The sequence below is a fragment of the Erythrobacter sp. LQ02-29 genome, from assembly GCF_022576075.2.
Lineage (GTDB): Bacteria > Pseudomonadota > Alphaproteobacteria > Sphingomonadales > Sphingomonadaceae > Alteriqipengyuania.
Genome location: NZ_JANCNT010000001.1, coordinates 688,921 through 714,684 on the forward strand (window position 1 = coordinate 688,921; position 25,764 = coordinate 714,684).

27 protein-coding genes are annotated in these 25,764 nt (G+C 66.5%); 10 read left to right on the forward strand and 17 right to left on the reverse strand.

Features of this window, described 5'->3' with window-relative positions; all coding sequences use genetic code 11:
• Window positions 1-13 precede the first annotated feature (13 nt).
• The gene (mnmA, locus tag MKP08_RS03370; protein ID WP_241554878.1) at window positions 14-1,168 is read left to right on the forward strand and encodes a tRNA 2-thiouridine(34) synthase MnmA; all 1,155 of its coding nucleotides are present in this window, start codon (window positions 14-16) and stop codon (window positions 1,166-1,168) included.
• A 4-nt stretch (window positions 1,169-1,172) separates the two neighbouring features.
• Here the strand turns inward: mnmA and MKP08_RS03375 are convergent, their stop codons facing one another.
• Window positions 1,173-1,541 (reverse strand): hypothetical protein, encoded by a 369-nt coding sequence (locus MKP08_RS03375; RefSeq protein WP_241554879.1) that lies wholly within the window; start codon window positions 1,539-1,541, stop codon window positions 1,173-1,175.
• A 34-nt stretch (window positions 1,542-1,575) separates the two neighbouring features.
• Between MKP08_RS03375 and MKP08_RS03380 the strand changes: the two genes are divergently transcribed.
• Window positions 1,576-2,715, forward strand: coding sequence for a serine hydrolase (locus MKP08_RS03380; protein WP_241554880.1), 1,140 nt, complete (start codon window positions 1,576-1,578; stop codon window positions 2,713-2,715).
• Here the strand turns inward: MKP08_RS03380 and MKP08_RS03385 are convergent.
• From MKP08_RS03385 to pdxH, 3 genes are read right to left on the reverse strand one after another with little or no spacing between them, the layout of a single operon-like run.
• Entirely contained in the window at window positions 2,712-3,533 is an 822-nt protein-coding gene (locus tag MKP08_RS03385) for a PhzF family phenazine biosynthesis protein (protein WP_241554881.1), read from the reverse strand. The genes MKP08_RS03380 and MKP08_RS03385 overlap by 4 nt on opposite strands.
• A complete protein-coding gene (locus MKP08_RS03390; RefSeq protein WP_241554882.1) occupies window positions 3,530-4,462 on the reverse strand; it encodes a cation diffusion facilitator family transporter in 933 nt (310 codons plus the stop codon). The genes MKP08_RS03385 and MKP08_RS03390 overlap by 4 nt, the downstream gene beginning before the upstream one ends.
• Entirely contained in the window at window positions 4,459-5,070 is a 612-nt protein-coding gene (gene pdxH / locus MKP08_RS03395; RefSeq protein WP_241554883.1) for a pyridoxamine 5'-phosphate oxidase, read from the reverse strand. The genes MKP08_RS03390 and pdxH overlap by 4 nt, the downstream gene beginning before the upstream one ends.
• 194 nt (window positions 5,071-5,264) lie before the next feature.
• Here pdxH and MKP08_RS03400 point away from each other — a divergent pair, with 194 nt between their 5' ends.
• The 4 genes from MKP08_RS03400 to MKP08_RS03415 all read left to right on the forward strand — a co-directional run bounded on the left by MKP08_RS03400 (window position 5,265) and on the right by MKP08_RS03415 (window position 9,102).
• On the forward strand, window positions 5,265-6,221 hold the full coding sequence (locus MKP08_RS03400) for a DnaJ C-terminal domain-containing protein (RefSeq protein WP_241554884.1): 957 nt from the start codon (window positions 5,265-5,267) through the stop codon (window positions 6,219-6,221).
• Between the two features lie 82 nt (window positions 6,222-6,303).
• Window positions 6,304-7,287, forward strand: coding sequence for a YihY/virulence factor BrkB family protein (locus tag MKP08_RS03405; protein WP_241554885.1), 984 nt, complete (start codon window positions 6,304-6,306; stop codon window positions 7,285-7,287).
• Entirely contained in the window at window positions 7,284-8,096 is an 813-nt protein-coding gene (fabI, locus tag MKP08_RS03410) for an enoyl-ACP reductase FabI (RefSeq protein WP_241554886.1), read from the forward strand. The genes MKP08_RS03405 and fabI overlap by 4 nt, the downstream gene beginning before the upstream one ends.
• Before the next feature lie 4 nt (window positions 8,097-8,100).
• A complete protein-coding gene (locus MKP08_RS03415; protein ID WP_241554887.1) occupies window positions 8,101-9,102 on the forward strand; it encodes an NAD-dependent epimerase/dehydratase family protein in 1,002 nt (333 codons plus the stop codon).
• A gap of 18 nt (window positions 9,103-9,120) precedes the next feature.
• On the opposite strand, the gene MKP08_RS03420 is transcribed toward MKP08_RS03415, so the two are convergent.
• The 8 genes from MKP08_RS03420 to MKP08_RS03455 form a co-directional block, all read right to left on the reverse strand.
• Window positions 9,121-9,828: a hypothetical protein gene (locus MKP08_RS03420; RefSeq protein WP_241554888.1), complete on the reverse strand. Its 708-nt coding sequence runs from the start codon at window positions 9,826-9,828 to the stop codon at window positions 9,121-9,123.
• A 102-nt stretch (window positions 9,829-9,930) separates the two neighbouring features.
• A complete protein-coding gene (locus MKP08_RS03425; RefSeq protein ID WP_241554889.1) occupies window positions 9,931-10,458 on the reverse strand; it encodes a demethoxyubiquinone hydroxylase family protein in 528 nt (175 codons plus the stop codon).
• Window positions 10,455-10,961, reverse strand: a complete 507-nt coding sequence (locus MKP08_RS03430; RefSeq protein WP_241554890.1) for a disulfide bond formation protein B — start codon at window positions 10,959-10,961, stop codon at window positions 10,455-10,457. The genes MKP08_RS03425 and MKP08_RS03430 overlap by 4 nt, the downstream gene beginning before the upstream one ends.
• Before the next feature lie 9 nt (window positions 10,962-10,970).
• A complete protein-coding gene (locus MKP08_RS03435; RefSeq protein ID WP_241554891.1) occupies window positions 10,971-12,311 on the reverse strand; it encodes a S41 family peptidase in 1,341 nt (446 codons plus the stop codon).
• Between the two features lie 108 nt (window positions 12,312-12,419).
• Window positions 12,420-13,655 carry a peptidoglycan DD-metalloendopeptidase family protein gene (locus tag MKP08_RS03440; protein ID WP_241554892.1) on the reverse strand — a complete coding sequence of 412 codons (1,236 nt, stop codon included), beginning with the start codon at window positions 13,653-13,655 and terminating at the stop codon, window positions 12,420-12,422.
• 4 nt (window positions 13,656-13,659) lie between these two features.
• Window positions 13,660-14,085, reverse strand: a complete 426-nt coding sequence (locus tag MKP08_RS03445; protein WP_241555522.1) for a 23S rRNA (pseudouridine(1915)-N(3))-methyltransferase RlmH — start codon at window positions 14,083-14,085, stop codon at window positions 13,660-13,662.
• A 57-nt stretch (window positions 14,086-14,142) separates the two neighbouring features.
• Window positions 14,143-14,562 (reverse strand): ribosome silencing factor, encoded by a 420-nt coding sequence (gene rsfS, locus MKP08_RS03450; RefSeq protein ID WP_215229427.1) that lies wholly within the window; start codon window positions 14,560-14,562, stop codon window positions 14,143-14,145.
• 62 nt (window positions 14,563-14,624) lie between these two features.
• Window positions 14,625-15,347, reverse strand: coding sequence for a nicotinate-nucleotide adenylyltransferase (locus MKP08_RS03455; protein WP_241554893.1), 723 nt, complete (start codon window positions 15,345-15,347; stop codon window positions 14,625-14,627).
• Between the two features lie 223 nt (window positions 15,348-15,570).
• Here MKP08_RS03455 and MKP08_RS03460 point away from each other — a divergent pair, with 223 nt between their 5' ends.
• Both MKP08_RS03460 and MKP08_RS03465 read left to right on the forward strand, forming a co-directional pair.
• Entirely contained in the window at window positions 15,571-16,734 is a 1,164-nt protein-coding gene (locus MKP08_RS03460; protein WP_241554894.1) for a M23 family metallopeptidase, read from the forward strand.
• The gene (locus tag MKP08_RS03465; protein ID WP_241554895.1) at window positions 16,727-17,113 is read left to right on the forward strand and encodes a polymer-forming cytoskeletal protein; all 387 of its coding nucleotides are present in this window, start codon (window positions 16,727-16,729) and stop codon (window positions 17,111-17,113) included. The genes MKP08_RS03460 and MKP08_RS03465 overlap by 8 nt, the downstream gene beginning before the upstream one ends.
• Window positions 17,114-17,126: 13 nt before the next feature.
• On the opposite strand, the gene MKP08_RS03470 is transcribed toward MKP08_RS03465, so the two are convergent.
• The 5 genes from MKP08_RS03470 to MKP08_RS03490 all read right to left on the reverse strand — a co-directional run bounded on the left by MKP08_RS03470 (window position 17,127) and on the right by MKP08_RS03490 (window position 22,854).
• Window positions 17,127-18,803, reverse strand: coding sequence for a long-chain fatty acid--CoA ligase (locus MKP08_RS03470; RefSeq protein WP_241554896.1), 1,677 nt, complete (start codon window positions 18,801-18,803; stop codon window positions 17,127-17,129).
• 63 nt (window positions 18,804-18,866) lie between these two features.
• Entirely contained in the window at window positions 18,867-19,598 is a 732-nt protein-coding gene (locus MKP08_RS03475; protein ID WP_241554897.1) for a DUF1013 domain-containing protein, read from the reverse strand.
• Window positions 19,599-19,706: 108 nt separating this feature from the next.
• Window positions 19,707-20,771, reverse strand: a complete 1,065-nt coding sequence (locus tag MKP08_RS03480; protein WP_241555523.1) for a glycosyltransferase family 1 protein — start codon at window positions 20,769-20,771, stop codon at window positions 19,707-19,709.
• A gap of 14 nt (window positions 20,772-20,785) precedes the next feature.
• A complete protein-coding gene (locus MKP08_RS03485) occupies window positions 20,786-21,712 on the reverse strand; it encodes a UDP-2,3-diacylglucosamine diphosphatase (protein ID WP_241554898.1) in 927 nt (308 codons plus the stop codon).
• Between the two features lie 137 nt (window positions 21,713-21,849).
• The gene (locus MKP08_RS03490) at window positions 21,850-22,854 is read right to left on the reverse strand and encodes an NAD(P)H-quinone oxidoreductase (RefSeq protein ID WP_241555524.1); all 1,005 of its coding nucleotides are present in this window, start codon (window positions 22,852-22,854) and stop codon (window positions 21,850-21,852) included.
• A 112-nt stretch (window positions 22,855-22,966) separates the two neighbouring features.
• Between MKP08_RS03490 and MKP08_RS03495 the strand changes: the two genes are divergently transcribed.
• Window positions 22,967-23,170 carry a DUF1192 domain-containing protein gene (locus MKP08_RS03495; protein ID WP_241554899.1) on the forward strand — a complete coding sequence of 68 codons (204 nt, stop codon included), beginning with the start codon at window positions 22,967-22,969 and terminating at the stop codon, window positions 23,168-23,170.
• A 147-nt stretch (window positions 23,171-23,317) separates the two neighbouring features.
• On the forward strand, window positions 23,318-25,690 hold the full coding sequence (gene clpA / locus MKP08_RS03500; RefSeq protein ID WP_241554900.1) for an ATP-dependent Clp protease ATP-binding subunit ClpA: 2,373 nt from the start codon (window positions 23,318-23,320) through the stop codon (window positions 25,688-25,690).
• Window positions 25,691-25,764 lie beyond the last annotated feature (74 nt).

A 25,764-nucleotide genomic window follows, 5' to 3' on the forward strand; every position in this document is an offset into this window, starting at 1 on the left:
GGGCGACCTCGCCATGATGAAAGCCGATCCCCTCGATGCCGCGGCCGACGCGGCCGCGCTGTTCGACCTGCCGCGCCCGGCCGGCGAATGCCGCATCGTCGTGGCCATGTCGGGCGGGGTGGATTCCTCCGTCGTCGCGGCGCTGGCCGCGCGTACCGGAGCGGAGGTGATCGGCATCACGCTCCAGCTCTACGACTACGGCGCGGCCACAGGCCGCAAGGGCGCGTGCTGCGCAGGCGACGATATCCGCGACGCGCAGGCGGTGGCCGACCGGCTCGGTATCGCGCATTACGTGTTCGACCACGAAAGCGCCTTTCGCGAAGAAGTGGTCGACAGTTTCGCCGACGATTACCTTTCCGGCCGCACGCCGGTGCCCTGCATCCGCTGCAATATGGGGCCCAAATTCACCGATCTGCTGCGCATGGCGCGCGAGCTGGGGGCCGACTGCCTCGCGACCGGGCATTATGTGCGCCGGGTGGCAGGCGCGGCGGGGCCAGAGCTGCACCGCGCGGCGGACCCGGCGCGCGACCAGTCCTATTTCCTCTTCGCGACGACCGAGGAACAGCTCGCCTTCCTGCGCTTCCCGCTTGGCGGACTGCCCAAGGCCGAGGTCCGCGACCTTGCCGAGAACGCCGGGCTGCGCAATGCGGCCAAGCCGGACAGCCAGGACATCTGTTTCGTGCCGGATGGCGATTATGCGAAGCTGGTGAAGAAGCTGCGGCCCGAAGGCGCGCGACCCGGGACGATCGTCCATGCGGAAAGCGGCGAACGGCTGGGCGAGCATGCGGGCGTGATCCACTTCACCGTCGGCCAGCGCCGCGGGCTGGAGATCGGGGGTCAGCCCGAGCCGCTCTACGTCGTCGGCCTCGATGCCGATGCGGCGGAAGTGCGCGTTGGCCCCAAGCGCCTGCTGGGGGTGGTCGCCGCGCGGCTATCGGGCACCAACCGCATCGGTCCGCTGCCGGATGCGCCGCTGACGGCCAAGGTCCGCTCGCTGGCGAAGCCGGTGCCGGTCGCGCTGGAAGGTTCGCTCGGCGACGGCGCGGCGGCGACGATCCTTTTCGAGAACGCCGAATTCGGCGTCGCGCCCGGACAGGCGGCGGTAATCTATGCCGGAGAGCGCGTGATCGGCGGCGGCTGGATCGAGGAAACCGAGCGCGCCGCGTGACGGATCAGTGCTTCCACGGGTCGAGCACGCAGCCATAGCCGTCGCGCAGGCGAGCCGTATCGCTGGCGACCAGGGGGAAGGTCGCGGTGACGCTCTTCTCCGTATCGTCGTCCGACAGGAAGACCAGTTCCATCCCGGCGAGCTTGTCCTTCTTGCAGTCCGCCAGCGTGCGCCCTTCGACATAGCGGCAGGAGCAGGCGACTCGCGCGCCATAGGCGGTGCCCGCGCGGCCATAGCCACGCAGCGTCTCGCCCCAAAAGGCGTAGGCGACCGCCGCGAGCAGCAGGACGACCAGCAGCACCCACAACCACCGTCCACCGCGGCTGGTGGAGCGGGCTTTCCGCCGCGTGGTCTTCCGTTTTCCCGTTGCCAAGCGCGGCTCCTGTTGCGAGATGCGCGGGCCTGATATGCCCCGCTTTCGCCCCGCCCTTATCGTGCCGCTGGCCCTTGCAGCAAGTGCCGCGGCGAGCCTTGCCGCGTGCAGCTCCCAACCCGACGCGCCGCCGCCGCTCGACAGCAAGGCGCTGGAGGCGGTGACCAAGGATGCGGGCGCGCCAACGGAGGATCTGGCGCGCGCGGTCGACACCCTGTTCACCGATCCGGAGCTGGGCGAAACCCGCGCGGTGCTGGTGATGCAGGGCGGCAAGATCGCGGCCGAGCGCTATGCGCCGGGCTACGACAAGGACACGCGGATGATCAGCTGGTCGATGGCCAAGACCGTGACCGGCGTGATGATCGGCATGCTGGTCGCCGACGGGCAATTGCGGCTCGACCAGTCGCCGCCGATCCCGCGCTGGCAGCGCCCCGGCGATCCGCGCGGCGAGATTACGCTGCGCCAGCTGCTGCAGATGCGATCGGGCCTGCGTCATACCGAAGCCGGGCCGGTGCCCTACGAATCGTCCGAAGTGCGGATGCTGTTTCTCGACGGGCGCGACAACATGGCCGCCTATGCCGAATCGCAGCCGCTGGAGGCGGAGCCGGGCGCGAAGTTCGAATATTCGAGCAACACCACGGTGATCCTCGCCGACATCGCCGCGCGGGTTCTGACCGGTAACAGTGACGACCCGGAGACCCGGAGACAGGCGGTCGCCGGGTTCCTGCGCGACCGGCTGTTCGGCCCGCTCGGCATGACGTCCATGGTGCCGGAGTTCGACGCGCACGGCACGCTGATCGGGGGGAGCCTGATCCACGGCACCGCCCGCGACTGGGCGACCTTCGGCGAATTCCTGCGCCACGGCGGGTCGTGGAAGGGCGCGCAGCTGGTGCCGCGGCAGTGGGTGACCTTCATGACCAGCCCTAGCCCGCGCGAGAAGAACTACGGCGCGCAAACCTGGCTCAACACCACTGCCTCGCAGGAGGACGATCCCCTGCACCCCATCTCCCAGCCAAGCGGCATCTTCGCCGCGATCGGGCATATGGGGCAGTACGTCATCGTCTCGCCCAAACAGCGGCTGACCGTGGTCCGGCTGGGCCATTCGGACGAGGCCGAACGGCGCGTGCTGCTGAACCGGCTGAACGACGTCGTGGACCTCTATCCCGCTCGCTAGGCGGGCAGATGGAAACGCCCCTCGACCACCGTCACGCACGGGCCGCCGAGCCATACCCGGTCGCCATCGAGCCGACAGGCGAGATCGCCACCGCGCGCCGAGGCCTGATGCGCGGTGAAACTGTCGCGCCCGAGCTGTCCCGCCCAGTAGGGCGTGAGCGCGGCGTGGGCGGAACCAGTCACACTGTCCTCGTCCACTCCGCCGCCCGGCACGAACACGCGGCTGACGACATCGGTCTTGTCTCCGGGCGCGGTGCAGATGAACTGGTCGTCGCCTAGCGCCAGCAGCGCGCGCATGTCGGGATCGAGCGCGCGGACCGTCGCCTCGTCGGCGTAGCGCAGGATCGTGTAACCATCGGCATTGCGCTCGATATGTTCGGGTTGCGCCCCCAGCCCCGCGACCGCCTCGGGCCAGGTATGCGGTTCAGTGCGAATCCCGGGGAGCGCCAGCTCGTGACCCTCTTGTGTCCGCCGCACCTCCAGCACTCCGGCCTTGCGCGTGCGGAAGGTTACGCGCTCGCCACCGCCGAAACCGTTCGCGGGATCGAGCAGCACGAAACCGCTGGCCAGCGTGGCGTGGCCGCACAGCCGGATCTCGCAGGTCGGCGTGAACCAGCGCAGTTCCCAGTCCGCCGCGCCGGTCGCGTCGCGCACGACGAAGGCGGTCTCGGCGAAATTGTTCTCTTCGCCGATGGATTGCAGGACATCGCCGGGCAGCCAGGCATCGAGCACCATCACCGCCGCCTGGTTCCCGGCGAAGGGCCGCGCGGCAAAGGCATCGACATGCCAGTAGGGGATGGTGGTGGCGGTATCGCTCACGGGCGTTTCTCCAGCTTTGCGAATTCGTTTTCCTCGGCGAGCGGATTGTCCGGCTCGTCCACATGGCCGCGCGGATCGATGTGGATCAGCAATTCGGTATCGGGGAAGCGGCGGCACAGATCTTCCTCGACTTTCTCTAGGATGTCGTGCGCCTCGCCCACCGTCATGCGCGCGGGCATGTCGACGTGGAACTGCACGAAATCGCGATTGCCCGCCGTGCGGGTACGGAGATCGTGCAGATTGCTCAGCTCGTGGTGCTCGGCTGCGGCCGCGACGAAGCGCTGGCGCTTCGCCTCGTCCCACTCCCGGTCCATCAGGTGATCGATCGCCTCGGTCCCCGATCGGTATGCGCCCCAGATCAGCCACGCGGCGATGGCGAGGCCGAACAGCGGGTCCGCGCCCGACAGACCCGCATACTGGTCCAGCGCGAGCGCCGCGATCACCGCGAGGTTGAGCAACAGGTCGGACTGGTAGTGGACGAAGTCCGTCCGGATGGCGACCGAGCGGGTGCGCGCGATCACGAAACGCTGCCAGGCGAGCAGCCCGAGCGTGGCAAGGATCGCGAACAGGGAAACATATATGCCGTCGGTCGCGGCGGTCACGCGCGCGCCGGAGACCAGATCGTCGATCGAGCGGAAGGCGATGGCGGCGGCGGAGATCGCAATCAGCAGAACCTGAATCATCGCGGCGACCGCTTCCGCCTTGCCGTGCCCGAACCGGTGGTCCCGATCGGCGGGCTGGGCCGCGATCCATACGCCAACCAGCGTGACCATGCTGGCCAGCAAGTCGAGCGAAGAATCGGCGAGGCTGCCCATCATCGCCGCCGAGCCGGTGCGCACCGTCGCCCATGTCTTGAGCGAGATGAGCACCGCCGCGACCCCGATCGAGGCAAACGCCGCGCTGCGAGCCAAGGTCGCCCTTTCGCTCATGGATACAGCAGCGTATTCGTCCAGCCGCCGGTGCCGCGATCGCGCGTGAACAGCCGCCGGTCGTGCAACCGGTTGGGCCGATCAAGCCAGAATTCGATCCGTTCGGGCGTCAGCGTGAAGCCTGTCCAGTGCGGCGGGCGCGGGATCTCCTCCGCGCCCTCGTATTCATCCTCCAGCGCTGCGACGCGATCGAGATAGACCTGCCTGTCGGGTAGCGGGCGCGACTGGTCGGACGCCGCCGAGCCGATTTGCGACACCCGGGCGCGCGAGTGGAAGTAATCATCCGCCTCGCTGCTGCTCACCTCGGCAAGCGGGCCCTCGATCCGGATCTGGCGACGCAGGCTCTTCCAATGGAACAGCAACGCGGCCTGCATATTCGCGCGGATTTCCTCGCCCTTGCGGCTTTGCGCATTGGTGTAGAAGGTGAAGCCATCGCTCCCATGCCCCTTCAGCAACACCATCCGCACCGAGGGCGCGCCCTCCGGCGTCGCCGTCGCGAGCGCCATCGCATTGGAATCGTTCGGCTCGCTCTCTCGCGCTTGCGCAAACCAGGTGTCGAACAGTGCGAACGGATCGCTTTCGGGGATGGCGCTGCGCTCGGCTTCCATGAACGAACTCCTACAGGATGGAACACATGGAACAGTGTCCAGGGGCGGAAAAACGGACGCTCCGCCGGAGTTCCTGCGAAAGGTTGCCAAGATGTCCGGGAGCGGTTTGCATGGCGGCGCCCTTACCCCCTCGCGCGATCGTAGGAAAGACAGGGTTCTTGCGCCAAATCGGTGCTATGCCTAGCTAACACGCCATGGCCGATCCCTACGCAACCCTTGGCGTCGCACGCTCCGCCTCCGAGAAGGAGATCAAGAGCGCCTACCGGACCCTTGCGAAGGAGCTGCATCCCGACCGCAACAAGGACAACCCGAAGGCGGCCGAGCGGTTCAGCCAGGTAACCAATGCGTACGACCTGCTGTCAGACAAGGACAAGCGCGCGCAATTCGATCGCGGCGAAATCGATGGCGAGGGCAATCCGACTAATCCCTTCGCCGGAATGGGTGGCGGTGCAGGCGGCTTCCGCCGTGGCAGCGGCGGCGACCCGCGCGGGTTCAACGCGCAGGATTTCCAGGGGTTCGGTGGCGAGGAAGTCGATCTGGGCGATATCTTCTCCGACCTGTTCGGGCGAAGCGCGGGCGGCCGTGGTCAGGCGGGCGGCGGCTTTCGACGGCCGCCACCGCCACCCCCGCGCAAGGGGGCCGATATCGGCTACCGCCTGCGCGTTCCCTTCGTCGATGCCGCCGCGCGCAAGGACCAGCGGATCACGCTGGCCGACGGCAAGACGATCGACCTGAAACTGCCCGCCGGGGTCGAGGACGGCACCCAGATGCGGCTGAAGGGGAAAGGCGAACAGGGGCCGGGCGGTGCGGGCGACGGCATCGTGACCATCGCCATCGATCCCCATTCTTTCTTCCGCCGCGAAGGCGACAATGTCCGCCTCGACCTGCCGATCACGCTCGGCGAAGCGGTACACGGGGCCAAGGTGCGCGTACCCACCGTGGACGGCCCCGTAATGCTGACGATCAAGCCGGGCATGTCGGGCGGCACGACCATGCGGCTTACCGGCAAGGGCTTTTCGAAGAAGAGCGGCGGGCGCGGCGACCAGCTGGTGACGCTGGAAATCGCGCTGCCGCAGGACCCGTCGGAACTGGCCAAACGGCTCGAAGGTTGGCAGGACGATACCGATCCGCGCGCCGGACTGGGGGTCTGACGACTTCTACCGCACGGGCGCCAAGCCGTTGGGGACCCTGCGTAGCGTGTCGAACTCCTTGCCGAGTCCCGAAAAGCGGCGCTTGCGCTCCCTCACTCCGGAGGATCGGCGCCGCGAGGCGAAGACCCTGCGCGGCGAGATCGTGGAGCGCGTCGGGCCCGGCACCCGCTTCTTCAAAGTCCTGAAGCGCGTCGCCATCGGTACGTTCAACGACGGTTTCATCTATGCCGGCAATCTCGCCTATCTGGCGATGCTGACGATCTTCCCCTTCTTCATCACCGCCGCCGCCCTGTTCTCCCTGGTCGGAGAGGAAAGCGAGCGCGCGGCGACGATCAACGCCCTCCTGCTCGCCATGCCGCCGATGGTCGCCGACGTGATCGAGCCGGTGGCGCGCGACGTCGTTTCCGCACGATCCGGCTGGGTGTTGTGGGTCGGCGGGCTGGTAGGTTTCTGGACCGTGGGGAGCCTCGTCGAAACGATCCGCGACATGCTGCGCCGGGCCTACGGAACGGAGCCGACGCTGGCGTTCTGGCGCTACCGCCTGCTGTCCGCCGGCGTGGTGCTGGGCGCGGTCGTGCTGCTGATGCTCTCGCTCATCGCGCAGGTCGTCATCGGCGCGGTGCAGCAGGTGGTCGACGCATTCTTCCCGCTGCTGACCGATCTGTTGCGCAATCTCTCGCTCGCCCGGTTCGTCCCCGGCCTGGGTCTGTTCGGTTCGATCTACCTGCTGTTCTATTCGCTGACCCCGGCCACCTACCGATCGCGGCGCTATCCCAAATGGCCCGGTGCCCTGGCGGTGACGTTGTGGTGGATCGCGGTCACTGTTGCGCTGCCGCCGGTGCTGCGCAGCTTCTTCAGCTACGACCTGACCTACGGCTCGCTGGCGGGGCTGATGGTGGCGCTTTTCTTTTTCTGGCTGGTGGGGCTAGGGATGGTCGTGGGCGTCGAACTGAATGCCGCGCTGGCGGAAACGCCGGAAGAAGCCGACCTGATCGGGCAGGCCGACGATCGCCGGCGCAAGGATGCGGAAAGCGACGCCGCGGCGACTGAAGAGGAATTGGAATGACGGGTTTGATGGCAGGCAAGCGCGGTCTCATCATGGGGCTGGCGAACGACAAATCGCTCGCCTGGGGTATCGCGAAGAAGTTGAGCGAACAGGGTGCCGAGCTGGCGTTCTCCTATCAGGGCGAGGCGCTGAAGAAGCGGGTCGTGCCGCTGGCGGAACAGCTCGGCAGCGACTTCACCTTCGAATGCGACGTGTCGGACATGGACGCGCTGGATCGCGCCTTCGACACGCTGAAGGAGCGCTGGGACAATTTGGATTTCGTCGTCCACGCGATCGGCTTTTCCGACAAGAGCGAGCTGCGTGGAAAATATGTCGACACCAGCCTCGACAATTTCCTGATGACCATGAACATCTCGGCCTACAGCTTGGTCGCGGTGGCGAAGCGCGCGGCGGAAATGATGCCCGAAAGCGGCGGCAGCATTCTGACGCTGACCTATTACGGCGCGGAGAAGGTCATTCCGCATTACAACGTGATGGGCGTGGCGAAGGCCGCGCTGGAAACGAGCGTGCAATATCTCGCCAACGATCTCGGCCCCGCGAACATCCGCGTGAACGCGATCAGCGCCGGACCGATCAAGACGCTGGCGGCGAGCGGGATCGGCGATTTCCGCTACATCCTCAAGTGGAACGAGCTCAATTCGCCGCTGCGGCGCAACGTCACGATCGAGGATGTCGGCGGTTCGGGCCTATATTTCCTCTCCGACCTGTCGAGCGGCGTGACCGGCGAGGTCCACCATGTCGATGCGGGCTATCACGTCGTCGGCATGAAGCAGGAAGACGCGCCCGACATCTCGCTCGACAAGGGCTGAACCGGTGCGGGTTCTGGTAACGGGCGCTGCCGGTTTCATCGGCTCGGCGCTGACCGAACGGCTGGCCGCGCGCGGCGACCGGGTGCTCGGGATCGACAATCTGGTACCCTATTACGACCCGGCGCTGAAGGAAGCGCGGCTGGCGCGGGTGGCACAGGCGGCGGGCGACGCCTTCGCGTTCCGCCATTGCGATTTCGCGGACTTGGATGCCCTCTCGGCCACCGTGGAAGGCGAGGATTTCGATCGCATCGTCCATCTCGGTGCGCAGCCGGGCGTGCGCTATTCGCTGGAAAATCCCCACGCCTATGTCCGCGCCAACGTGATGGGGCACCTCAACCTGCTGGAGCTGGCGCGCGCGCGCCGGACCGAACACATGGTCTATGCCAGTTCCAGCTCGGTCTACGGCGGCAACGACAAGGTGCCGTTCAGCGTCGAGGACCGGGTCGATCACCCCTATTCGCTCTACGCCGCGACCAAGAAGTCGGACGAGCTGATGAGCGAAACCTACGCCCATCTCTATCGCCTGCCGCAGACGGGCCTGCGCTTCTTCACCGTCTATGGCCCATGGGGGCGGCCCGACATGATGCCGTGGATCTTCACGGGCAAGATCCTGAACGGCGAGCCGATCCCGGTGTTCAACCACGGCGAGATGAGCCGCGACTTCACCTATATCGACGATATCGTCACCGGCATCGTCGCTTGCCTCGACGCCCCGCCCAAGGACGATGGCTCCGCAAAACCCGGCGGCAGCGTAGCCCCGCATGCGCTCTACAACATCGGCAATAATCGTCCCGAGCGGCTGATGGACGTCATCACCATTCTGGAGGAAGCATGCGGCCGCAAGGCGGAGTTGGAAATGCTACCCATGCAACAGGGCGACGTGCCGCGCACCTACGCCGATATCGATGCGTTGGCGCGCGATCACGGCTACGCACCGACTACGCCTGCCGCCGAAGGGTTTCCGCGCTTCGTCGACTGGTATCGGGAGTATCACGGCCTCCATTGAGCGGGGCCAGACAGGATACTAGCCGGGGTCCGACGGAACGGTCGGATCGCCCAGCGAAGGCTCGGTCGCCGGGCGCTGCCCCTCTTCCCCGTCGTCGAACTGCGTCTCCTTGGAGGGGACGACAGGCGGCTGGCGGCGGGCCTGGTTAATCGCCGGCGGCGCGCTCGCATCCACCGCGGCATTGCCGGTCGTCTCGGCATCGCGTTCCCGCTCCAGTCGCTGCATGTATTCACGCTCGATCATCTCGACGCGCTCCTGCTCCGCCGCCGCTTCCTCGTCGATGGTGGAAAGCCGCTCCGCCCGCGCCTCGTCGATCAGGCGACCGAACCGGATCGAACTCGAATTGGCCTTCTCGCCATAGGCCCGATCGATCAACTGCTTGGTGCACCCGGTGATACCGCCAGCGCCGACGGGCGAGCAGGAATCGATACCGAACGCGCCGACCATCTCCATCGATTCGACGGTACGCGTCCACGACGTATTGGCTGGATCGTCGCTGTAACGCAGGTCATCCGGAATGCGATAGCGCTCGGAGTCCGGCTTGCGCGCGCAGACCACGATCTCGCCATCGGACGATGGCGGGCAGGCGTCCTCGCCATAGACGATCACCATGTTGACCTTGTCGCCCGGATCGTCCTGCGCCGCGGCGGTGGCAGGCAGCATCGTCGCGCCTGCCAGCGGCAGGGCGAGAGCGGTAGCGAAGCGAAGGGCGGAGGCGGTCATCATATGTCTTCCCGGGTACTGGCGGTCGAATGATCGATTAGGACGCTCGCGGCGTGAACCCATACTGAAGCGGGCGAACGGGGGGCGCGGTTCCCGGCCGTTCCCTCAAATGCGCTCGCTGATGCGGATCGCGGCCTTGCACCCCAGCCGGATCAGGCCGGACAGGACGGGATAGGCAGGTGCCTGTTCGGCCCCCGCCGCCAGTGCGGTATCACGATGCGCGCGCTCGTCCTCTCGAAATTCCTCGATCATGCCGGCCAGTTCCGGGTCCTCACCCGTTTGGGCCAGAGCATCGAGCTGGTCGGAATAGTGGCGGTCGATCTCCTCCTCCACCGCCGCAGTGCAGGCCATCGCCGCCTTCGGGCCGATGAGGGCAGTGGCGGCACCCAGCGCATAGCCGGCGACATGCCAGAAGGGCTGGAGCGCGGTCGGGCGCACGCCTCGTCGCGTCATCAGCGCGTCGAACTGGGCGCGGTGCCCCTCTTCCTGCCGCGCCATGGCCGCGATCTCGCCCGATTGCGGCCCGCGATCGCCCATCACCGCTATTTGACCGGCATAGATCCGGGTCGCGCCGAATTCACCCGCCTGATCGACCCGGATCATCCGGTCGATGTGGTTGCGTCGTTCGCTCATATCATTCCCCGCGATTGCCCGCCACGACCCAGCAACAGCCCCAGGATCGCGAGGCCGGCGATGGTCGAGACGATGAAGTTCCATCCTGCCAGGGAAATGCCCAGCAGCGTCCATTGTGCCTGCCCGCAGCTGACCAGGGGAATATCTTGCAAGGTATTGAGGATATCGCCGCCCGCCGCAACGACGCCGGTGCAGGCGGTGTGCCCTTCCCACCAGCCATATTCCACGCCCGCGTGATAGGCCCCGATCGCGCCCGAGACGAGGATCGCCACCGCTGCGAGCGCAATCCAGAGCCGCTTGGGTGCGGCCGCGAAGGCCAGCAGGCCGAACGCAACGGCCGCGAAATGGGGATAGCGCTGCCACCAGCACATCTCGCATGGATAGAGCCCGAAGCCGTACTGGCTGAGATACGCACCGCCCAGCAGCAGCGCGGGAATGCCCAGCGCCAGCATGCGCGCGAGCCGTGTCGAAGGCTGCAGTTCCACCGGTTTCCCGCCGATCATGTCAGTCGATCAACGCTTGGCGGCGGCGATCGCCCCACCGCCGGTGCGACGCAGCGTCTTGACCGCGTAGTCGAGCTGGAAATCCTCGATCCCCTTCGCCTCCAGCTCCTCCGCCGTGGCGGTAAAGCGGGGGTCGGGGGTGGCGTCGTTTTCCAGTTCCTCGTCCTTGATCGCCACTTCGTTGATCAAGTGATGGCGCAGATCCGATTCGCGCAGGGCGTATTTCTGGCGCTTCTGGTAATCGGGGTCGGACAGTTGCGGCACGCGGATGTCGGGCTTGATCCCGCCTTCCTGTACCGAGTGGCCCGACGGCGTGTAGTAACGCGCGGTGGTCAGCTTCAGCGCGGCATCCTTGCCCAGCGGGATCAGCGACTGCACGCTCCCCTTGCCGAAGCTGCGTTCACCCATAATCACGGCGCGATGGTGATCCTGCAGGGCACCGGCGACGATCTCCGATGCCGAGGCCGAACCGGAATTGATGAGCACGATCATCGGCAAGCCTTCCGCGATTTCGCCCCGGAACACGCTTTCCGCGTCGTATTCGATGCTCTCGCTCTGCGCCCGCCCGCGCTGCGACACGATCTGTCCCTGGTCGAGGAACAGGTCGGACAGTATCACCGCCTCGTCCAGGGCCCCGCCGGGGTTGGACCGCAGGTCGAGGATCAGGCCGTTCAGCTTGCCCCCCGCCTGCTTGCGCAGCTTGTCGTATTCGGTGAAGACGTCGCGCCCGACATCGCGCGAGAACTCGTTGACGGAGATCACGCCGATCCCGCCATCCTGCAGCGCCGAGGTGACCGGCTCCAGCTCGATCACGCCGCGCGTCACGGTCGTTTCGATCGGCTCTTCCGCCCCGGGGCGGAAGATCGTCAACCGGATCGACGTTCCCGCCTTGCCGCGCATGCGCTGCACCGCTTCGTCCAGCGACCCGCCATAGATCAGATCGCCGTCGAGATGGGTGATGTAGTCGCCGGCCTTCACCCCGGCCGCCTCGGCCGGGCTGCCCTTGAACGGACTGACCACCTTGACCGCATCGTCTTCCATCACGACCGACAGGCCAAGCCCCGAATAATTGCCGTCGATCATGGTCTCGAGCCGCTGGAGATCGGACCCGTCAAGATAGGCCGAATGCGGATCGAGGCTGGCCAGCATGCCGTCGATCGCGCCACGGATCAGCTTCTCGTCGTCGACCTTGTCGACATAGCTCGCCTTGATCCGCTGGTAGGTCTGGAACAGCCGGGCGAATTCGGGACCCGCGCTCGCATCGACCTGGGCATAGCCCACTGTCGTCGCCGGGATCAGCGCGACAGCGGTGACTAGGGCGGCGGAACGGGCGAGAGCGGCGAATTTCATGTGCACGGCGGCTCCAACTGGAATGGCGCGGGTATGTATCGCGCAAGAGGTGTGAATGCCAGATGAGGATTGGGACGGCTTTCGCGCACGCGACCGCCGGGCCCGCCCCTATCCGATATGGTCGAGCGGATTGACCGGTTCGCCTTCGCGGCGCAGCTCCAGCGTGACTTGCGGATCGGTCGCCCCCGCCACACCGATCGGCGCGCCCGCGACCAGCTCGTCCCCCACCCGGGCATCGGCGCGCCCGAGCCCGGTGACGAGGCTGGTCCAGCCATCGCCATGGTCGATGATCACGATCCGCCCATAGCCGCGATAGGGCCCTGCGAAAGCAACCCGGCCGGGAGCTGGCGCGGTAACCTGCGCGCCGATCCGGGTGGCGATGGTCACCCCTTCGCTGCGCTGGCCGCCCCGGGTGGGGCTGCCGAAGCCCAGAACGGTGCGCCCCGTCACCGGCAGTTGCAGGCGAAACCGAGCCGCGCGGGTGGAGAGGCGCGGCGCGGGCCCGCCGGTCGCAACCCGCGCCGCGGCGGGATTTCCTGGACGCATCACGGGGCCGGGAAGCGCGGCCAGTCGCTTGCGCAGCGCCGCGGCATCGTCGAGCTGGTCGACCAGCCCGGTCAGGTCGCGCGCTTCCTCCGCGAGGGCCAGCGCTCGGTCGGTTTCGCGCGCCGCGTCGCCGCTCTTGCGACGCGAGGCGAAGCGCTGGCGCGCCTCTATCGCGGCGAGCTTCCTGCGCTGTTCGCCCAGCGTCTGCTGCTGTCGGCGCAACTGAGCGAGGCCGGTGCGCGTTTCGTGCTGCAGGGCCCGGCCCCGCTCGATCTCCTGCCGCAGCGTAGCGGTGCGCAGCTTCACCTGCGGAATGCTGGTTTCCAGCACCGCGCGCAGATAGACCGTGTCGCGCAGCGATCCGGGCCGCAACAGCGAGAGGATGATCGGCCGGCGGGCGAAATTCTGCAGTGCGGCGGTCAGCTCTACCAGCGGCTGCCTGCGTTCGGCCAATCGCCGCTGGAGCGAGGCGCGCTGGCGCGCGACCAGCGCGAGGCGGCTTTCGCTCGCCTCAATCAGCGCCTCGGACTGCTGGATGCGCGCGGCGATTGCCGCCGCTTCCTGCCGCGTGCGATCGGCCTGCTCTCGCGCCTGGCGCGCCGCGCTGTCGAGCCGCTGGCTGCGCGCCGCTGCCGCCTGAGCCGCTGCCCGCGCACGGGTGATGTCTTCGCGAATTTCGCGCGGGTCGGAGGCGGTTCCGGCAACGCCATCCTCCTGTGCCCCAAGCGCTGGCACGAAGGCCACCGCCCCGGCGAGGGCGAATCCGAGCAGGATGGGTGTGAAGGCAGCGCGGGTCACGGCGCTATCCTGCCCGATGATAGGGATGTCCGGCAAGAATGGAGGTCGCGCGATAGAGCTGTTCCATCAGCATCGCGCGCGCCAGCAAATGCGGCCAGGTCGCGCTGCCGAAGGCGAGCAGCAGATCGGCCCCGGCCCGGTCGTCTTCCGCATGCCCGTCCGCCGCACCGAGTACGAAACGTATCTCTCGCATCCCGCCGTCGCGCCACATCTCCAGGCGCTGGGCGAGCTCTTCGGACGACAGGTCGCGCCCGCGCTCGTCGAGCAGCACGGTGCGGTGTGGGCTTTGCGGTTCCGGAATGCGGCCACCGGTTTCGGGGAGCTCGGTCAGTTTCACCGGCCAGGTCAGCCGTTTCTCGTATCGCGCGACCAGCTCCGCCTCGGGCGAACGGGCGATCTTGCCCCGAGCGATGATGTGGAGGAGCGTTATTTGTCGGTACCGTCGGACTCCGGGGGTGGCGTCGCGCCCCGCCCGGTCGATAACGTGCTAGGCGTTGCCCGACGCCACCGGCGGCGCATCGCCGAACGCCCACATGCGTTCCAGATTATAGAAGCTGCGTACTTCGGGACGGAACAGGTGGACGATCACATCGCCGGCATCGAGCAGCACCCAGTCGGCGGTGGGCAGACCTTCGAGCCGCACGGGGCCGAACCCCTGCTGCTTCACCTTCTCGGCCAGCTTCTGCGCGATCGAGGCAACCTGCCGCGTGGAGCGGCCCGACGCGATCACCATGTGATCGGCGATCGAGGATTTGCCCTCCAGCGGGATGGAAACGATGTCCTGCGCCTGATCGTCGTCGAGCTGCTCCAGCACGAGGGCGTGCAGCGAGCCGGGCTCGGCATCGGCGAGAGGCGGACGAAGCGTGTCGTCGGCAGAGGCCGCCGACGCGGGTTGCGCCTTGGTCATGGGCGAGTGCGATACTCCTGTCATGGTCTGAAAATGGGAAGCAACGGGAAAATTGCCAGTCCTCACGCCGGTTTGCTCCCCGGCAATGCGGAATGCGAGGGAATCGGCCGATGGGTTACCTGATCGCGCAGGCTCCATTGGGGCGCGGCGTCGGTATCGAAGTCGGCCGCCCAGTCCGGGTCGGCGCGGCGGATCGCCGTGGCCGATCGCGGATCGGGATCGAATCGCAGGATCACCAGCGCCGGTGCCCTCCACCGCCCCTGTTTACGAAAGGCCGCCGGTGTCGTGCGATACCGCCTGAGCCATGCCATCGCGGGGCTGGCGATAGCGGCTGCATCATAACCCGGCCGCGCGATTACCGCAATCGGCACCAGACGCGCTATGTCGCGCCAGCTTCTCCACTGATGGAATATTGCCAGATTGTCCGAGCCCATCAGCCAGACGAAGCGTCGCTTGGGATAGCGCCGCAGCAGCGCGCGCAGCGTATCGAGGGTATAGCGCGTATCGAATTCCCGCTCGATCGCGGTCACGCGGATCGGTGCGCGGCGCGCCTGGCGTACAGCCGAGCGATAGCGCGCCGCCAGTGGAGCCATGCCCTTCACGGGCTTGAGCGGATTGCCGGGGGAAACCAGCCACCACACCTCGTCCAGCCCCAGCGCCTCGCGCGCGAACAGCGAGATTCTGCGATGGCCGCCATGGGCCGGATTGAAGCTCCCACCGAGGAGGCCGATGCGGATTGCGCGTGTCACCACGCCTACCAAAGCGAACGCGAGCTGCGCTGGCAAGCGTTCGCTTTGGCCAAGCTTGGGCGTTGAAACGAATCGGGCGCAACGCGCTCCACGCTCGCTGGTTCCAAAAAAATCGGTTCGGTGGACAGATATTTGTCGCTTCATCCCGCGACTCACTCGACTCGGCGGTTAACCGCTTATCGTGATTCGACCCCTCGCAGGGTGGCTGCTAGCCGCCCCGCGGATCGCATTGGACACCAATTACAGGTCGGGGGTCGACTTGACTATTAACCACTCCGATGGCGGCTTTCGCCAGCGGCTCTCCGGATTGTTCGTGGAGCGCGAGTTTTTCATGCGCTCTCACGGACAGGTTCGTTTCGTAACGCTTTCCGCGCGGCTGCAGAAAATGATCGCCGCCGGTGCGATCGCGTTGATCGTTGCATCCATCGCCAGTCTCGGCGCGATGAGCTATCTGCAATACCGCACCTTGTCGGAACGATCGGCGCTGGTGGAACGCGAGGCGAAGATCGCCTCCGCGGAAGACCGAGTCGGCGCCTATCGCGACGATCTGAAATCGGTCGCCCATGACCTCGAGAAGCGGCAGGATTTCCTCGAAAGCGTGATCACCACCCTGCCCGAGGATGCCCGCACCGAAGATGCTGCGGCAGAAGGCAGCGAAACGACCGAGACCGTCGCCAAGGTGAGCGCCGCGCTGCCCGAAGCGCGTGGACTGGTCGCGATCGAGGCGCGCCAGCTCGCGCTGGTGGACCGGCTGACGCGCTTTGCCGATGGCCGCTCCGATCGCGCGGCGAAGGCGATTCGCCAGCTCGGCCTCAATCCCAGCACGGTCATCGCCACCGCCGATCGCGGCGCGGCGATGGGTGGTCCGCTGGAAAAGATCGGGCTGAACAAGGACGATCCGCTCGATCCGCGCTTCGAGCGTCTGGCGGCGAGCATGGTACGGATGAACGCGCTCGAGGCCGGGCTGGAAGGAATTCCGCAGTTCAAGCCAACCATGGGCGCGGCGATCAGCTCCAGCTTCGGCTATCGCCACGACCCGTTCGACGGATCGACGGCCTTCCACGCCGGGCTCGATTTCAGCGGCGCGATGGGCGCGCCGATCTTCGCCGCGGCGACCGGCCGGGTCAGCTTCGTCGGCGTGCGACATGGCTACGGCAACGTGGTGGAGATCAGCCACGGCAACGGGCTGATGACGCGCTACGCGCATATGTCGAAATTCGGCGCGAAGGTGGGTCAGCGGGTCGAGGCGGGCGATCGCATCGGCGCGATCGGCAGCACCGGGCGTTCGACCGGCCCGCATCTTCATTTCGAAGTCCGCATCAACGACCAGCCGGTCAATCCGCGCCTGTTTCTGGAGAAAGCCAACCATGTTCTCGAAGAAGCCCGCCGCCCCGACACAGGCACGAAGCGCCAGCGTGGCTAAGCCGCAGAGTTCGGGCAGCTTCTCGGTCATCGGGTCCGACGTCACCATCACCGGCGACATCGATGCTTCGACCGAACTGCATATCGACGGCACCGTGGAAGGCGACATTTCCTGTGCCGCGCTGATTCAAGGGGACACCGGGGTCATCAAGGGAGCGGTCAAGGCCCACAGCGCGCGGCTTGCGGGCCGGATCGAGGGCTCGGTCGATGCGAGCGAGCTGGTGATCCTGAAAAGCGCGACGATCGAGGGCGATGCGCGCTACGACACGCTGACGATCGAACAGGGTGCCAGCGTGGCGGGCCGGTTCGCCCCGCGCGATGCGACTGGACAGGCAAGCGAAGATTTGCCGCGCGAGCCCAGGCTCACCGTAGCGAGCTGACCCGTTCGGCCGGTCAGCCGAGCACTTCTGCCCGCAGCGCCTTGCGGTCGAGCTTCCCGATCATCGTCTTGGGCAGCTCGTCGCGCACCACCACGCGATCGACCCGCTCGTGCTTGCCCACGCGGGCATTCAACCAGGCGTGCAGCGTCTCGCCGGTCGCATCGGCATCTTCGCGCAAGGTCACGTACGCACGCGGGCTTTCGCCGCGATAATCGTCGGGCACGCCGATCACGAGCGCTTCCTTCACCGCGTCGTTTTCCAGCAGCACCTCTTCCACCTGACTCGGGAAGACCTTGAACCCGCCGACCGCGATCATGTCCTTGATCCGGTCGACGATCTTCAGGAAGCCGTCCTCGTCCAGCGTCGCGACGTCACCGGTACGCAGCCAATGCCGCCCGCCATGCGTGACGAACACGTTCTTTGCCGCGTCGGGCCGGTTCCAGTAACCTTGCATGATCTGCGGCCCGTGAATCGCCAGTTCGCCCGGTTCGCCAGGCTGGGCGATGACCTCAGGGTCTTCCTTGTCGAGCAGCAGGATCTCGGTGCCGGGCAGCACTTGCCCGATCGTGCCGGGCTTGCGCGTGCCGTCATAGGGGTTGGTGGACACCACGCCCGAACTCTCCGTCAGGCCGTATCCTTCGACCAGCCGCACCCCGCTGCGCTCCTCGAAGTCCTCGCGCAACGGCCCCGGGAGGGGCGCGCCGCCCGAAATGCAGATCTTCAGCGAGGAAAGCGCCTCCCGGCTGAAATCGTCATGGTCGAGCAGCGCCTGGTACATGGTCGGCACGCCGGGGAAGGCGGTGGCGCGCGTGCGCCGGATCGTCGCGATGACCTGCTTCGCGTCGAAGCGCGGGACCATCGCGATGCATCCTCCGCGCACCACTGTGCGGTTGAGCACGCAGGTGTTGGCGAAGACGTGGAACAGCGGCAGCGCGCCCATGATGATGTCGTCGTCGCCATCGTCGAAAGGATCGATCGCATCGACCTGCTGCGCGTTCAGCGACAGGTTCGCGTGGCTCAGCATCGCCCCCTTGGGCCGACCGGTCGTGCCGCCGGTATATTGCAGCAAAGCGAGATCGTCGGGCGTCAGGTCCACGGGCTCGGCATTGCCATGCGTCAACAGGTCGCTCCAACGCCACACGCCGTGGCCCTGACGGTCGCCGTAATCGGGCTTGCTGATTTTCGAGCCGCCCAGCAGCTTGAGCGCCCAGCGCTTGAGGGTGGGGAGAGCATCGCCCAGCCGCCCGACGATCAGCGCCTCCAGCGCGGAGGCGCGCAGCACCTTCTCGGCCGTGGGATAGAGTGCCGCGACATCGGCGGTGACGAGAAACCGCGTCCCCGAATCGGCAACCTGCTGCGACAACTCCTCCACCGTGTAGAGCGGCGAGAAATTGACCACCGTCGCCCCGGCCATCATCGCGCCGTAATAGGCCGCGACATAGATCGGCATGTTGGGCAGGAACAAGCCCACGCGGTCGCCCCGCCCGATCCCGCGGGCGCGCAATCCCGCGGCGAACGCCTGCGCCTCTGCCTGCATCTCCCGATAGCTGAAACGCCGCCCGAGAAATTCCACCAATGGCGCATCGGGTGCGCGCGCCACCGCTTCGGCGAGGAGCGTAGGCAAGGTCTTGGGCGTTAGCGGAAAATCCCAGGCGACCGGGTGGTGATAGGGCAGCTTACTGACATCCATGTAAGCAAGGATGCCCGTTCCCGCGCCCCTTCGCAAGGGCGCTTCGCTCCGCCCCGGGCAGGATCAGACTGGTTCGTCGCCCCCGCCGGACGTTCCGGCAGCTTCGGCGGCACGCTTCGCTTCCAGCCAGGCGGCGGCTTCGGCTTCCTGCGCGGCTTCGGCGGCGGCCTTCTCGTTCGCCTCGCGCTCGGCCCGCAGTTCGGCGATCAGCTTGTCCTTGTCGCTGGTGTTGTCGGCAACGGCGACCGGTTGACCTTCATCCGTCGTCCCGGCCTTCTTCGCCGCCTTCGCCACCACCGCGTCGAGCTCGCGCTGCGAGCACAGGCCCAGCGTTACCGGGTCCTTCGGCTGGATGTTCTGGATGTTCCAGTGGGTGCGATCGCGGATCGCGCCGATGGTATTGCGGGTGGTGCCGATCAGCTTGCCAATCTGCGCATCGGTCACCTCGGGGTGGTTGCGCAGGATCCAGGCGATGCCGTCGGGCTTGTCCTGTCGCTTCGACACCGGGGTGTAGCGCGGTCCCTTGGTCCGCGTGACTTCGACCGGGGCCTTGTGCATCTTGAGCGAATAGGAGCTGTCTTTCTGCCCCTTCTCGATCTCTTCCTGCGTCAGCTCGCCCGCGTGCACGGGATCGCGACCGGTATATTTGCTGCCCGCCAGATCGTCCGCCATCGCCTGCACTTCGAGGATGTGCAGCCCGCAGAATTCGGCGATCTGTTCGAAGGACAGGCCGGTGTTGTCGACCAGCCAGGTGGCGGTCGCGTGCGGCATCAGCGGTTTGGGTTGGTCGGCCATCGGGCACCTCTTGAAAATAGAAGGGCCGCCCCTTTCGGAGCGGCCGTTGCACCCGCACACTTAGGCGAGCGGACCGCCTGCGGCAAGCCCCGCTCGGGCGGCGAGACCTCAGGGGTGCGCCTGGATCGCAAGTCCTTCGACGAATTGCGCCGTCGCCGCGTCCCAGCCGAAGGTCTCCCCATAGGCCGCGCACCGGCTCCTGTCGCAATAGAGCGCCGCCGCGATCGCGCGGTCGAGATCGTCCGAGACGGCGCCGCAATCGTCGGTCAGGATATCCAACGGGCCGGGGACGGGGAAGGCGGCGACCGGGGTGCCGCAGGCGAGCGCCTCTATCATGACGAGGCCGAAGGTGTCGGTGCGGCTGGGAAAGACGAACACGTCCGCCCCGGCATAGCAGCCGGCGAGTTCGCGGCCGGATCTGGGTCCAAGGAAATGCGCCTTGGGAAACCGCCTGGCGAGATCGCCGCGGGCCGGGCCTTCGCCGACCACCACCTTGCTGCCGGGATAGCCGTTGGCGAGGAACGCCTCGATATTCTTCTCCACCGCCACGCGGCCGACGTAAAGCTGGATCGGGCGTTCAAGCCCTTCGAATGCGGACGGAGGCGGGGCGTCCGGAGTGAAGCAGGCGGTATCGACCCCCCGGCCCCAGTGGTGAAGGTTGGTCAGCCCCTGTTCGCGCAGTTCGCCGCGAATGCTCTCGGTCGCGACCATGATCGTTTCCGACGGTCGATGGAACCAGCGGATATAGGGCCAGAACGCCCCCGCAGGCAGGCCGGTGCGGCGAGCGAGATAGTCGGGAAACCGGGTATGGAAGGCGGTGGTGAACGGCTTCCCTACGCCTAGGCAATAGCGCCGCGCGGCCACGCCCAGCGGCCCTTCCGTCGCGATGTGGATCGCATCGGGCGCGATCGCCGCAAGCCGGTGCCGGATGGCGCCGGGTGGAGCGAGCGCGAGCCGAATCTCGGGGTAGGTCGGGCAGGGAATGGAGCGGAACCGGTCGGGCGCGATCACATGCACCACATACCCGCCCGCGCGCAGCATCTCGCACGTGGTCGACAACGTGCGCACCACGCCGTTGACCTGTGGGAACCATGCATCGGTGACGATGGCGATGGTGCTCGCGCCCGGAGCGGGGGTGCGGCGGGCGGTCGCCTCCCCCTCAAGCGCCCGCATGTCGAGGGGGGCGTTCACGCCGCGGCCCGGCCTGCCGTGCCGGCCTCGCTTGCGGCAGCGCTCTCGCGCTTCGCGATCTCGTCGGGCCAGTGGAGCACTTCCATCCGCCCGTCGAAATGTTCGACCAGCGCGTTGCACCCTTCCACCCAGTCGCCATCGTTCCAGTATTCGATGCGGCGCCCGTCATGGCTGAATTCGCGGAATTCGGCGGTGTGGATATGGCCGCATACCACGCCGTCGACCCCGCGCTCACCAGCGGCGCGGGCGACCACTTCCTCGTAATGGGAGATGAACTCGACCGCGTTCTTGACCTTGTGCTTGGCCATCTTGCTGAGCGACCAGTAGGGTAGGTCGAGCCGCTGGCGCACCATGTTGACCCAGCGGTTGAGCCCCATCATCAGCGTGTAGAGCGCGTCGCCGACGAAGGCGAGCCAGCGGTGGGCAAGCATGATGGTGTCGAACTCGTCGCCGTGCAGCACCATCAGCCGGCGCCCGTCGGCCGTGGTGTGGAAGGCGGCGCGCGCGATCTCCACCCCGCCGAAATGCATGCCGGAAAAGGGCCGCACCATCTCGTCGTGATTGCCGGGAATGTAGACGATGCGGGTGCCGCGCTTGGCCCGTTTCAGGATGCGCCAGACGACATCGTTGTGCTCCGCGGGCCAATAGACCTTCTTCTTCAGCCGCCAGCCGTCGATGATGTCACCGACGAGGTACATCGTCTCGCTGTCGGTGCTGTCGAGGAAGTCGATCAGCAGTTCCGCGTTACACCCCTTGGTGCCCAGGTGCACGTCGCTGATCCAGATCGTGCGATAGCGACGGCGCTTGCCGTCGACCGGTTCGGGCACCTTGGGCTCGGCTGGGATGAACGTGGCGATATTGTCGAACACCGGTGCCAGTCCGGGCTTCGCCGCATCTTTCGGATCGATCGGGCCGTCGAACATCGTGCTACCCCCCGCCAGAATTGGAATTCTCCTTCTGGCTGGATGGCACAGTAATGTTACGTCCGATTCACGGTACGGCGTCCGATCGGTGACATAATTGCGGTTATGCGACGCGTCCCTCGTGCGAAAGGTCCCGCTCAGCCGACCGCAAGCACGATCTTGCCGATATGGTCGCCTGCCTCCATCCGGGCATGCGCGGCCGCCGCTTCGGCGAGCGGGAACGTCTCATCCATGATCGGGGCCAGCGTGCCGTCGGCGAACAGCGGCCATGCCTCGCTGGCGATTTCCTGCGCCAGCGCGGTCTTGAACGCGTCCGAGCGTGGGCGCAGGGTCGAACCGGTCAGTGTCAGCCGCCGGCTCATCACGAGCGCCATGTTGATTTCCGCCTTCATGCCGCCGAGCACGGCGATAGTCACATGCCGCCCGTCCTCCGCCAGACATTTGAGATTGCGCGCGACGTAATCGCCCGAAACCATGTCGAGCACGACGTTTACGCCCTTCCCGTCGGTAAAATCCTTCACCGCTTCCACGAAGTCGCTAGTCTTGTAATTGATCGCGAGGTCGGCGCCGACCTTTTCCGCCTCGGCGCATTTCGCGTCATCGCCGCATGTCACGATCACGGTCAGGCCGAACGCTTTGCCCAGCATCGTCGCCATCGTGCCGATGCCGCTGGTGCCGCCATGGATCAGCAGCGTCTCCCCGTCGCATGCCGAGCCACGCTCGAACACGTTGTGCCATACGGTGAACAGCGTCTCGGGGATCGCCGCGGCGTGTTTAAGGTCCATCCCTTCGGGTACGGGCAGGCAATGGCCCGCCGGCACCACACAGTATTCGGCATAGCCGCCCCCCGGCGCGAGCGCGCAGACCGTCTGCCCCACCATGGCTTCACCCACGCCCGGCCCGGCGGCGACCACTTCGCCGGCGATCTCCAGCCCCAGAATCGGCGACGCGCCTGGCGGCGGCGGATATTGCCCCGCGCGCTGGATACAATCGGGCCGGTTGACCCCGGCATAGGCCACGCGAACCAATACCTCGTCCGCTTCCGGGCTGGGTAGCGGTACGGTTTCCAGGCGAAGGACATCCGGCCCGCCCGGCCCGTCGAAGCCGATCGCGGTCATGGTTTCGGGCAGGTCGGTGGGCATAGAGATCGCGGTCCCCCGTGTGGCCATGGCGGCTCCTAGTGCCGCACGGTTCGCCGCAACTACAGGGCTGCGGCATTGACAGCAAGCGGGTGGCGGGGAAGACTGCGGCCTGATGGATGAGGACGACCGTCCGCGCCCACGGGGCGACGCCGCCAGCCGACTGGTTGCGGAGGATCTTGCGCCCTATTCTCAGGACGAACTGACCGAGCGGATCGCGCTGCTGGAGGCGGAGATCGCACGGGTCGCAGCCCATCGCGAGCGTGCCGCTAGCCACCGCACGGCGGCGGACGCCCTGTTCGGCAAGGGCGGTTCGTGATCGCGCCCCGGTCTTCACACGCGACCGGCGGCTCCCCATATTCCACACAAGGCGATGGACACCATTCGCCAGTTTCCTCAGCCCGCATTCATGCTGCAGCATGCAACTTAACGATAGCGGGACCGCCACTTCGGGACACATCATTACATGCCTAGCTTCGCCCAGAACCTCGAAAGAACCCTCCATGCCGCGATCGACAGTGCGCGCGAGCGGCGTCACGAATACGCCACGCTCGAACACCTGCTGCTCGCCCTGATCGCCGACGAGGATGCGGCGGAAGTGATGGGCGCGTGCGGGGTCGACCTCGCCGAACTGGCCGAGGTCGTGCAGACCTATCTCGACCAGGAATATCAATCGCTGCGTCCCGACGAGGCGGGCGAACCGCAGCCCACGGCCGGGTTCCAGCGCGTGATCCAGCGCGCCATCCTGCACGTCCAGTCGAGCGACAAGGATAGCGTCACCGGTGCCAACGTGCTGGTCGCGCTGTTCTCCGAACGCGACAGCTACGCGGTCTATTTCCTGCAGCAGCAGGATATGAGCCGGCTCGATGCGGTGAGCTTTATCAGCCACGGCATCGGCAAGGGCGGGCGCCAGATCGAAAGCCGCAATCCGCAAGGATCGGAAGAAGACGCAGCCGAGGAAAAGGGCGACGGCGCTACGGGCAACAAGAAGGAAACCGCGCTCGACCAATTTACGGTCGACCTCAATGCGAAGGCGAAGGCGGGTAAGGTCGATCCCCTGATCGGGCGCGGACCCGAGGTCGACCGCACGGTGCAGATCCTGTGTCGCCGCAGCAAGAACAACCCGCTCTACGTCGGCGATCCGGGCGTCGGGAAGACCGCCATCGCCGAAGGCCTCGCGCGCAAGATCGTCGAGAAGGACGTTCCCGAGGTGCTGGAAGAGGCGGTGATCTATTCGCTCGACATGGGCGCGCTGCTCGCCGGCACGCGCTATCGCGGCGATTTCGAGGAACGGCTGAAGCAGGTCGTATCCGAGCTGGAGAAGCTGCCGCACGCGATCCTGTTCATCGACGAGATTCACACGGTGATCGGGGCTGGCGCGACCAGCGGCGGGGCGATGGACGCGTCCAATCTGCTCAAGCCCGCGCTCTCCGGCGGCACGATCCGCTGCATCGGGTCGACCACCTACAAGGAGTTCCGCAACCATTTCGAGAAGGATCGCGCGCTGCTGCGCCGCTTCCAGAAGATCGACGTGAACGAACCGACGATCGAGGACACGATCAAGATCCTGAAGGGGCTCAAGAGCGCTTTCGAGGATCATCACAAGGTGAAATACACTGCCGATGCGCTGAAGACCGCGGTCGAGCTGTCGAGCCGTTATATCAACGACCGCAAGCTGCCCGACAAGGCGATCGACGTGGTGGACGAGGTCGGCGCGATGCAGATGCTGGTCGCGCCCAGCCGCCGGAAGAAGAAGATAACGTCGAAGGAGATCGAGGCGGTGATCGCGACCATGGCGCGCATCCCCCCCAAATCGGTGTCGAAGGACGACAAGCGTGCGCTGGAGAATCTCGAACGCGATCTGAAGCATGTCGTGTTCGGCCAGGACGCGGCGGTGAAGAAGCTGTCGACTGCGATGAAGCTGAGCCGCGCAGGGCTTCGCGATCCGGACAAGCCGATCGGCTCGTTCCTGTTCTCCGGCCCCACCGGCGTCGGCAAGACCGAGGTCGCGCGCCAGCTCGCCAGCATCATGGGGATCGAGCTCAAGCGGTTCGACATGTCCGAATACATGGAACGCCACAGCGTTTCCCGGCTGATCGGCGCGCCTCCGGGCTATGTCGGCTATGACCAGGGTGGGCTGCTGACCGATGCGGTCGACCAGAACCCGCATTGCGTGCTGCTGCTCGACGAGATCGAGAAGGCGCATCCCGACCTGTTCAACATCCTGTTGCAGGTGATGGATAACGGCCGCCTGACCGACCATCACGGCAAGACGGTCGATTTCCGCAACGTGGTGCTGATCATGACCACCAATGCCGGCGCCGCCGACATGGCGCGCCAGGGCATCGGGTTCGGCGATGTCAGCAAGGAAGATGCGAGCGAAGAAGCGGTGAAGCGTATGTTCACGCCCGAATTCCGCAACCGCCTCGATGCGATCGTGCCGTTCGGCTATCTCGGCAAGGACACGGTCGGTCGCGTGGTCGACAAGTTCATCCTGCAGCTCGAACTCCAGCTCGCGGAGCAGAATGTCGACATCCAGTTCGACAAGGAAGCGCGCGAGTGGCTGGGCGACAAGGGCTATGACCGCCTCTACGGCGCGCGCCCGATGGGCCGCCTGCTGCAGGAGCGGATCAAGCAGCCACTGGCGGAGGAACTGCTGTTCGGCAAGCTGGCCGATGGCGGCGAGGTGCATGTCAGCATCAAGGATAGCAAGCCGAGCTTCGAGCTGACCCCCGCTCCCCCCAAGGCGAAGCGCAAGGCACCTCCAAAGAAGAAGCCGACCGCGAAGGAAGCGAAGCCTGCGGACGAAAGCGAGCCCGAGGGCAGCGGGGAGGAGTAACTCCCCCAATCCCTGTGAAGCACGAGGGGCGCGGACCGGGAACGGTTCGCGCCCCTCTCGCTTGAACCGATACG

What these genes read in the sequence shown, in the direction of transcription:
- pdxH (WP_241554883.1), bottom strand. Translation starts at nt 5,070, where the DNA reads ATGGAAGCCGAGCGCAGCGCCATCCCCGAAAGCGATCCGTTCGCACTG.
- MKP08_RS03475 (WP_241554897.1), bottom strand. Translation starts at nt 19,598, where the DNA reads ATGGCCGACCAACCCAAACCGCTGATGCCGCACGCGACCGCCACCTGG.
- MKP08_RS03380 (WP_241554880.1), top strand. Translation starts at nt 1,576, where the DNA reads ATGCCCCGCTTTCGCCCCGCCCTTATCGTGCCGCTGGCCCTTGCAGCA.
- MKP08_RS03435 (WP_241554891.1), bottom strand. Translation starts at nt 12,311, where the DNA reads ATGAAATTCGCCGCTCTCGCCCGTTCCGCCGCCCTAGTCACCGCTGTC.
- MKP08_RS03430 (WP_241554890.1), bottom strand. Translation starts at nt 10,961, where the DNA reads ATGATCGGCGGGAAACCGGTGGAACTGCAGCCTTCGACACGGCTCGCG.
- rsfS (WP_215229427.1), bottom strand. Translation starts at nt 14,562, where the DNA reads ATGACCAAGGCGCAACCCGCGTCGGCGGCCTCTGCCGACGACACGCTT.
- MKP08_RS03400 (WP_241554884.1), top strand. Translation starts at nt 5,265, where the DNA reads ATGGCCGATCCCTACGCAACCCTTGGCGTCGCACGCTCCGCCTCCGAG.
- MKP08_RS03420 (WP_241554888.1), bottom strand. Translation starts at nt 9,828, where the DNA reads ATGATGACCGCCTCCGCCCTTCGCTTCGCTACCGCTCTCGCCCTGCCG.
- MKP08_RS03470 (WP_241554896.1), bottom strand. Translation starts at nt 18,803, where the DNA reads ATGGATGTCAGTAAGCTGCCCTATCACCACCCGGTCGCCTGGGATTTT.
- MKP08_RS03485 (WP_241554898.1), bottom strand. Translation starts at nt 21,712, where the DNA reads ATGTTCGACGGCCCGATCGATCCGAAAGATGCGGCGAAGCCCGGACTG.
- fabI (WP_241554886.1), top strand. Translation starts at nt 7,284, where the DNA reads ATGACGGGTTTGATGGCAGGCAAGCGCGGTCTCATCATGGGGCTGGCG.
- MKP08_RS03495 (WP_241554899.1), top strand. Translation starts at nt 22,967, where the DNA reads ATGGATGAGGACGACCGTCCGCGCCCACGGGGCGACGCCGCCAGCCGA.
- MKP08_RS03480 (WP_241555523.1), bottom strand. Translation starts at nt 20,771, where the DNA reads ATGCGGGCGCTTGAGGGGGAGGCGACCGCCCGCCGCACCCCCGCTCCG.
- mnmA (WP_241554878.1), top strand. Translation starts at nt 14, where the DNA reads ATGATGAAAGCCGATCCCCTCGATGCCGCGGCCGACGCGGCCGCGCTG.
- clpA (WP_241554900.1), top strand. Translation starts at nt 23,318, where the DNA reads ATGCCTAGCTTCGCCCAGAACCTCGAAAGAACCCTCCATGCCGCGATC.
- MKP08_RS03425 (WP_241554889.1), bottom strand. Translation starts at nt 10,458, where the DNA reads ATGAGCGAACGACGCAACCACATCGACCGGATGATCCGGGTCGATCAG.
- MKP08_RS03490 (WP_241555524.1), bottom strand. Translation starts at nt 22,854, where the DNA reads ATGCCCACCGACCTGCCCGAAACCATGACCGCGATCGGCTTCGACGGG.
- MKP08_RS03390 (WP_241554882.1), bottom strand. Translation starts at nt 4,462, where the DNA reads ATGAGCGAAAGGGCGACCTTGGCTCGCAGCGCGGCGTTTGCCTCGATC.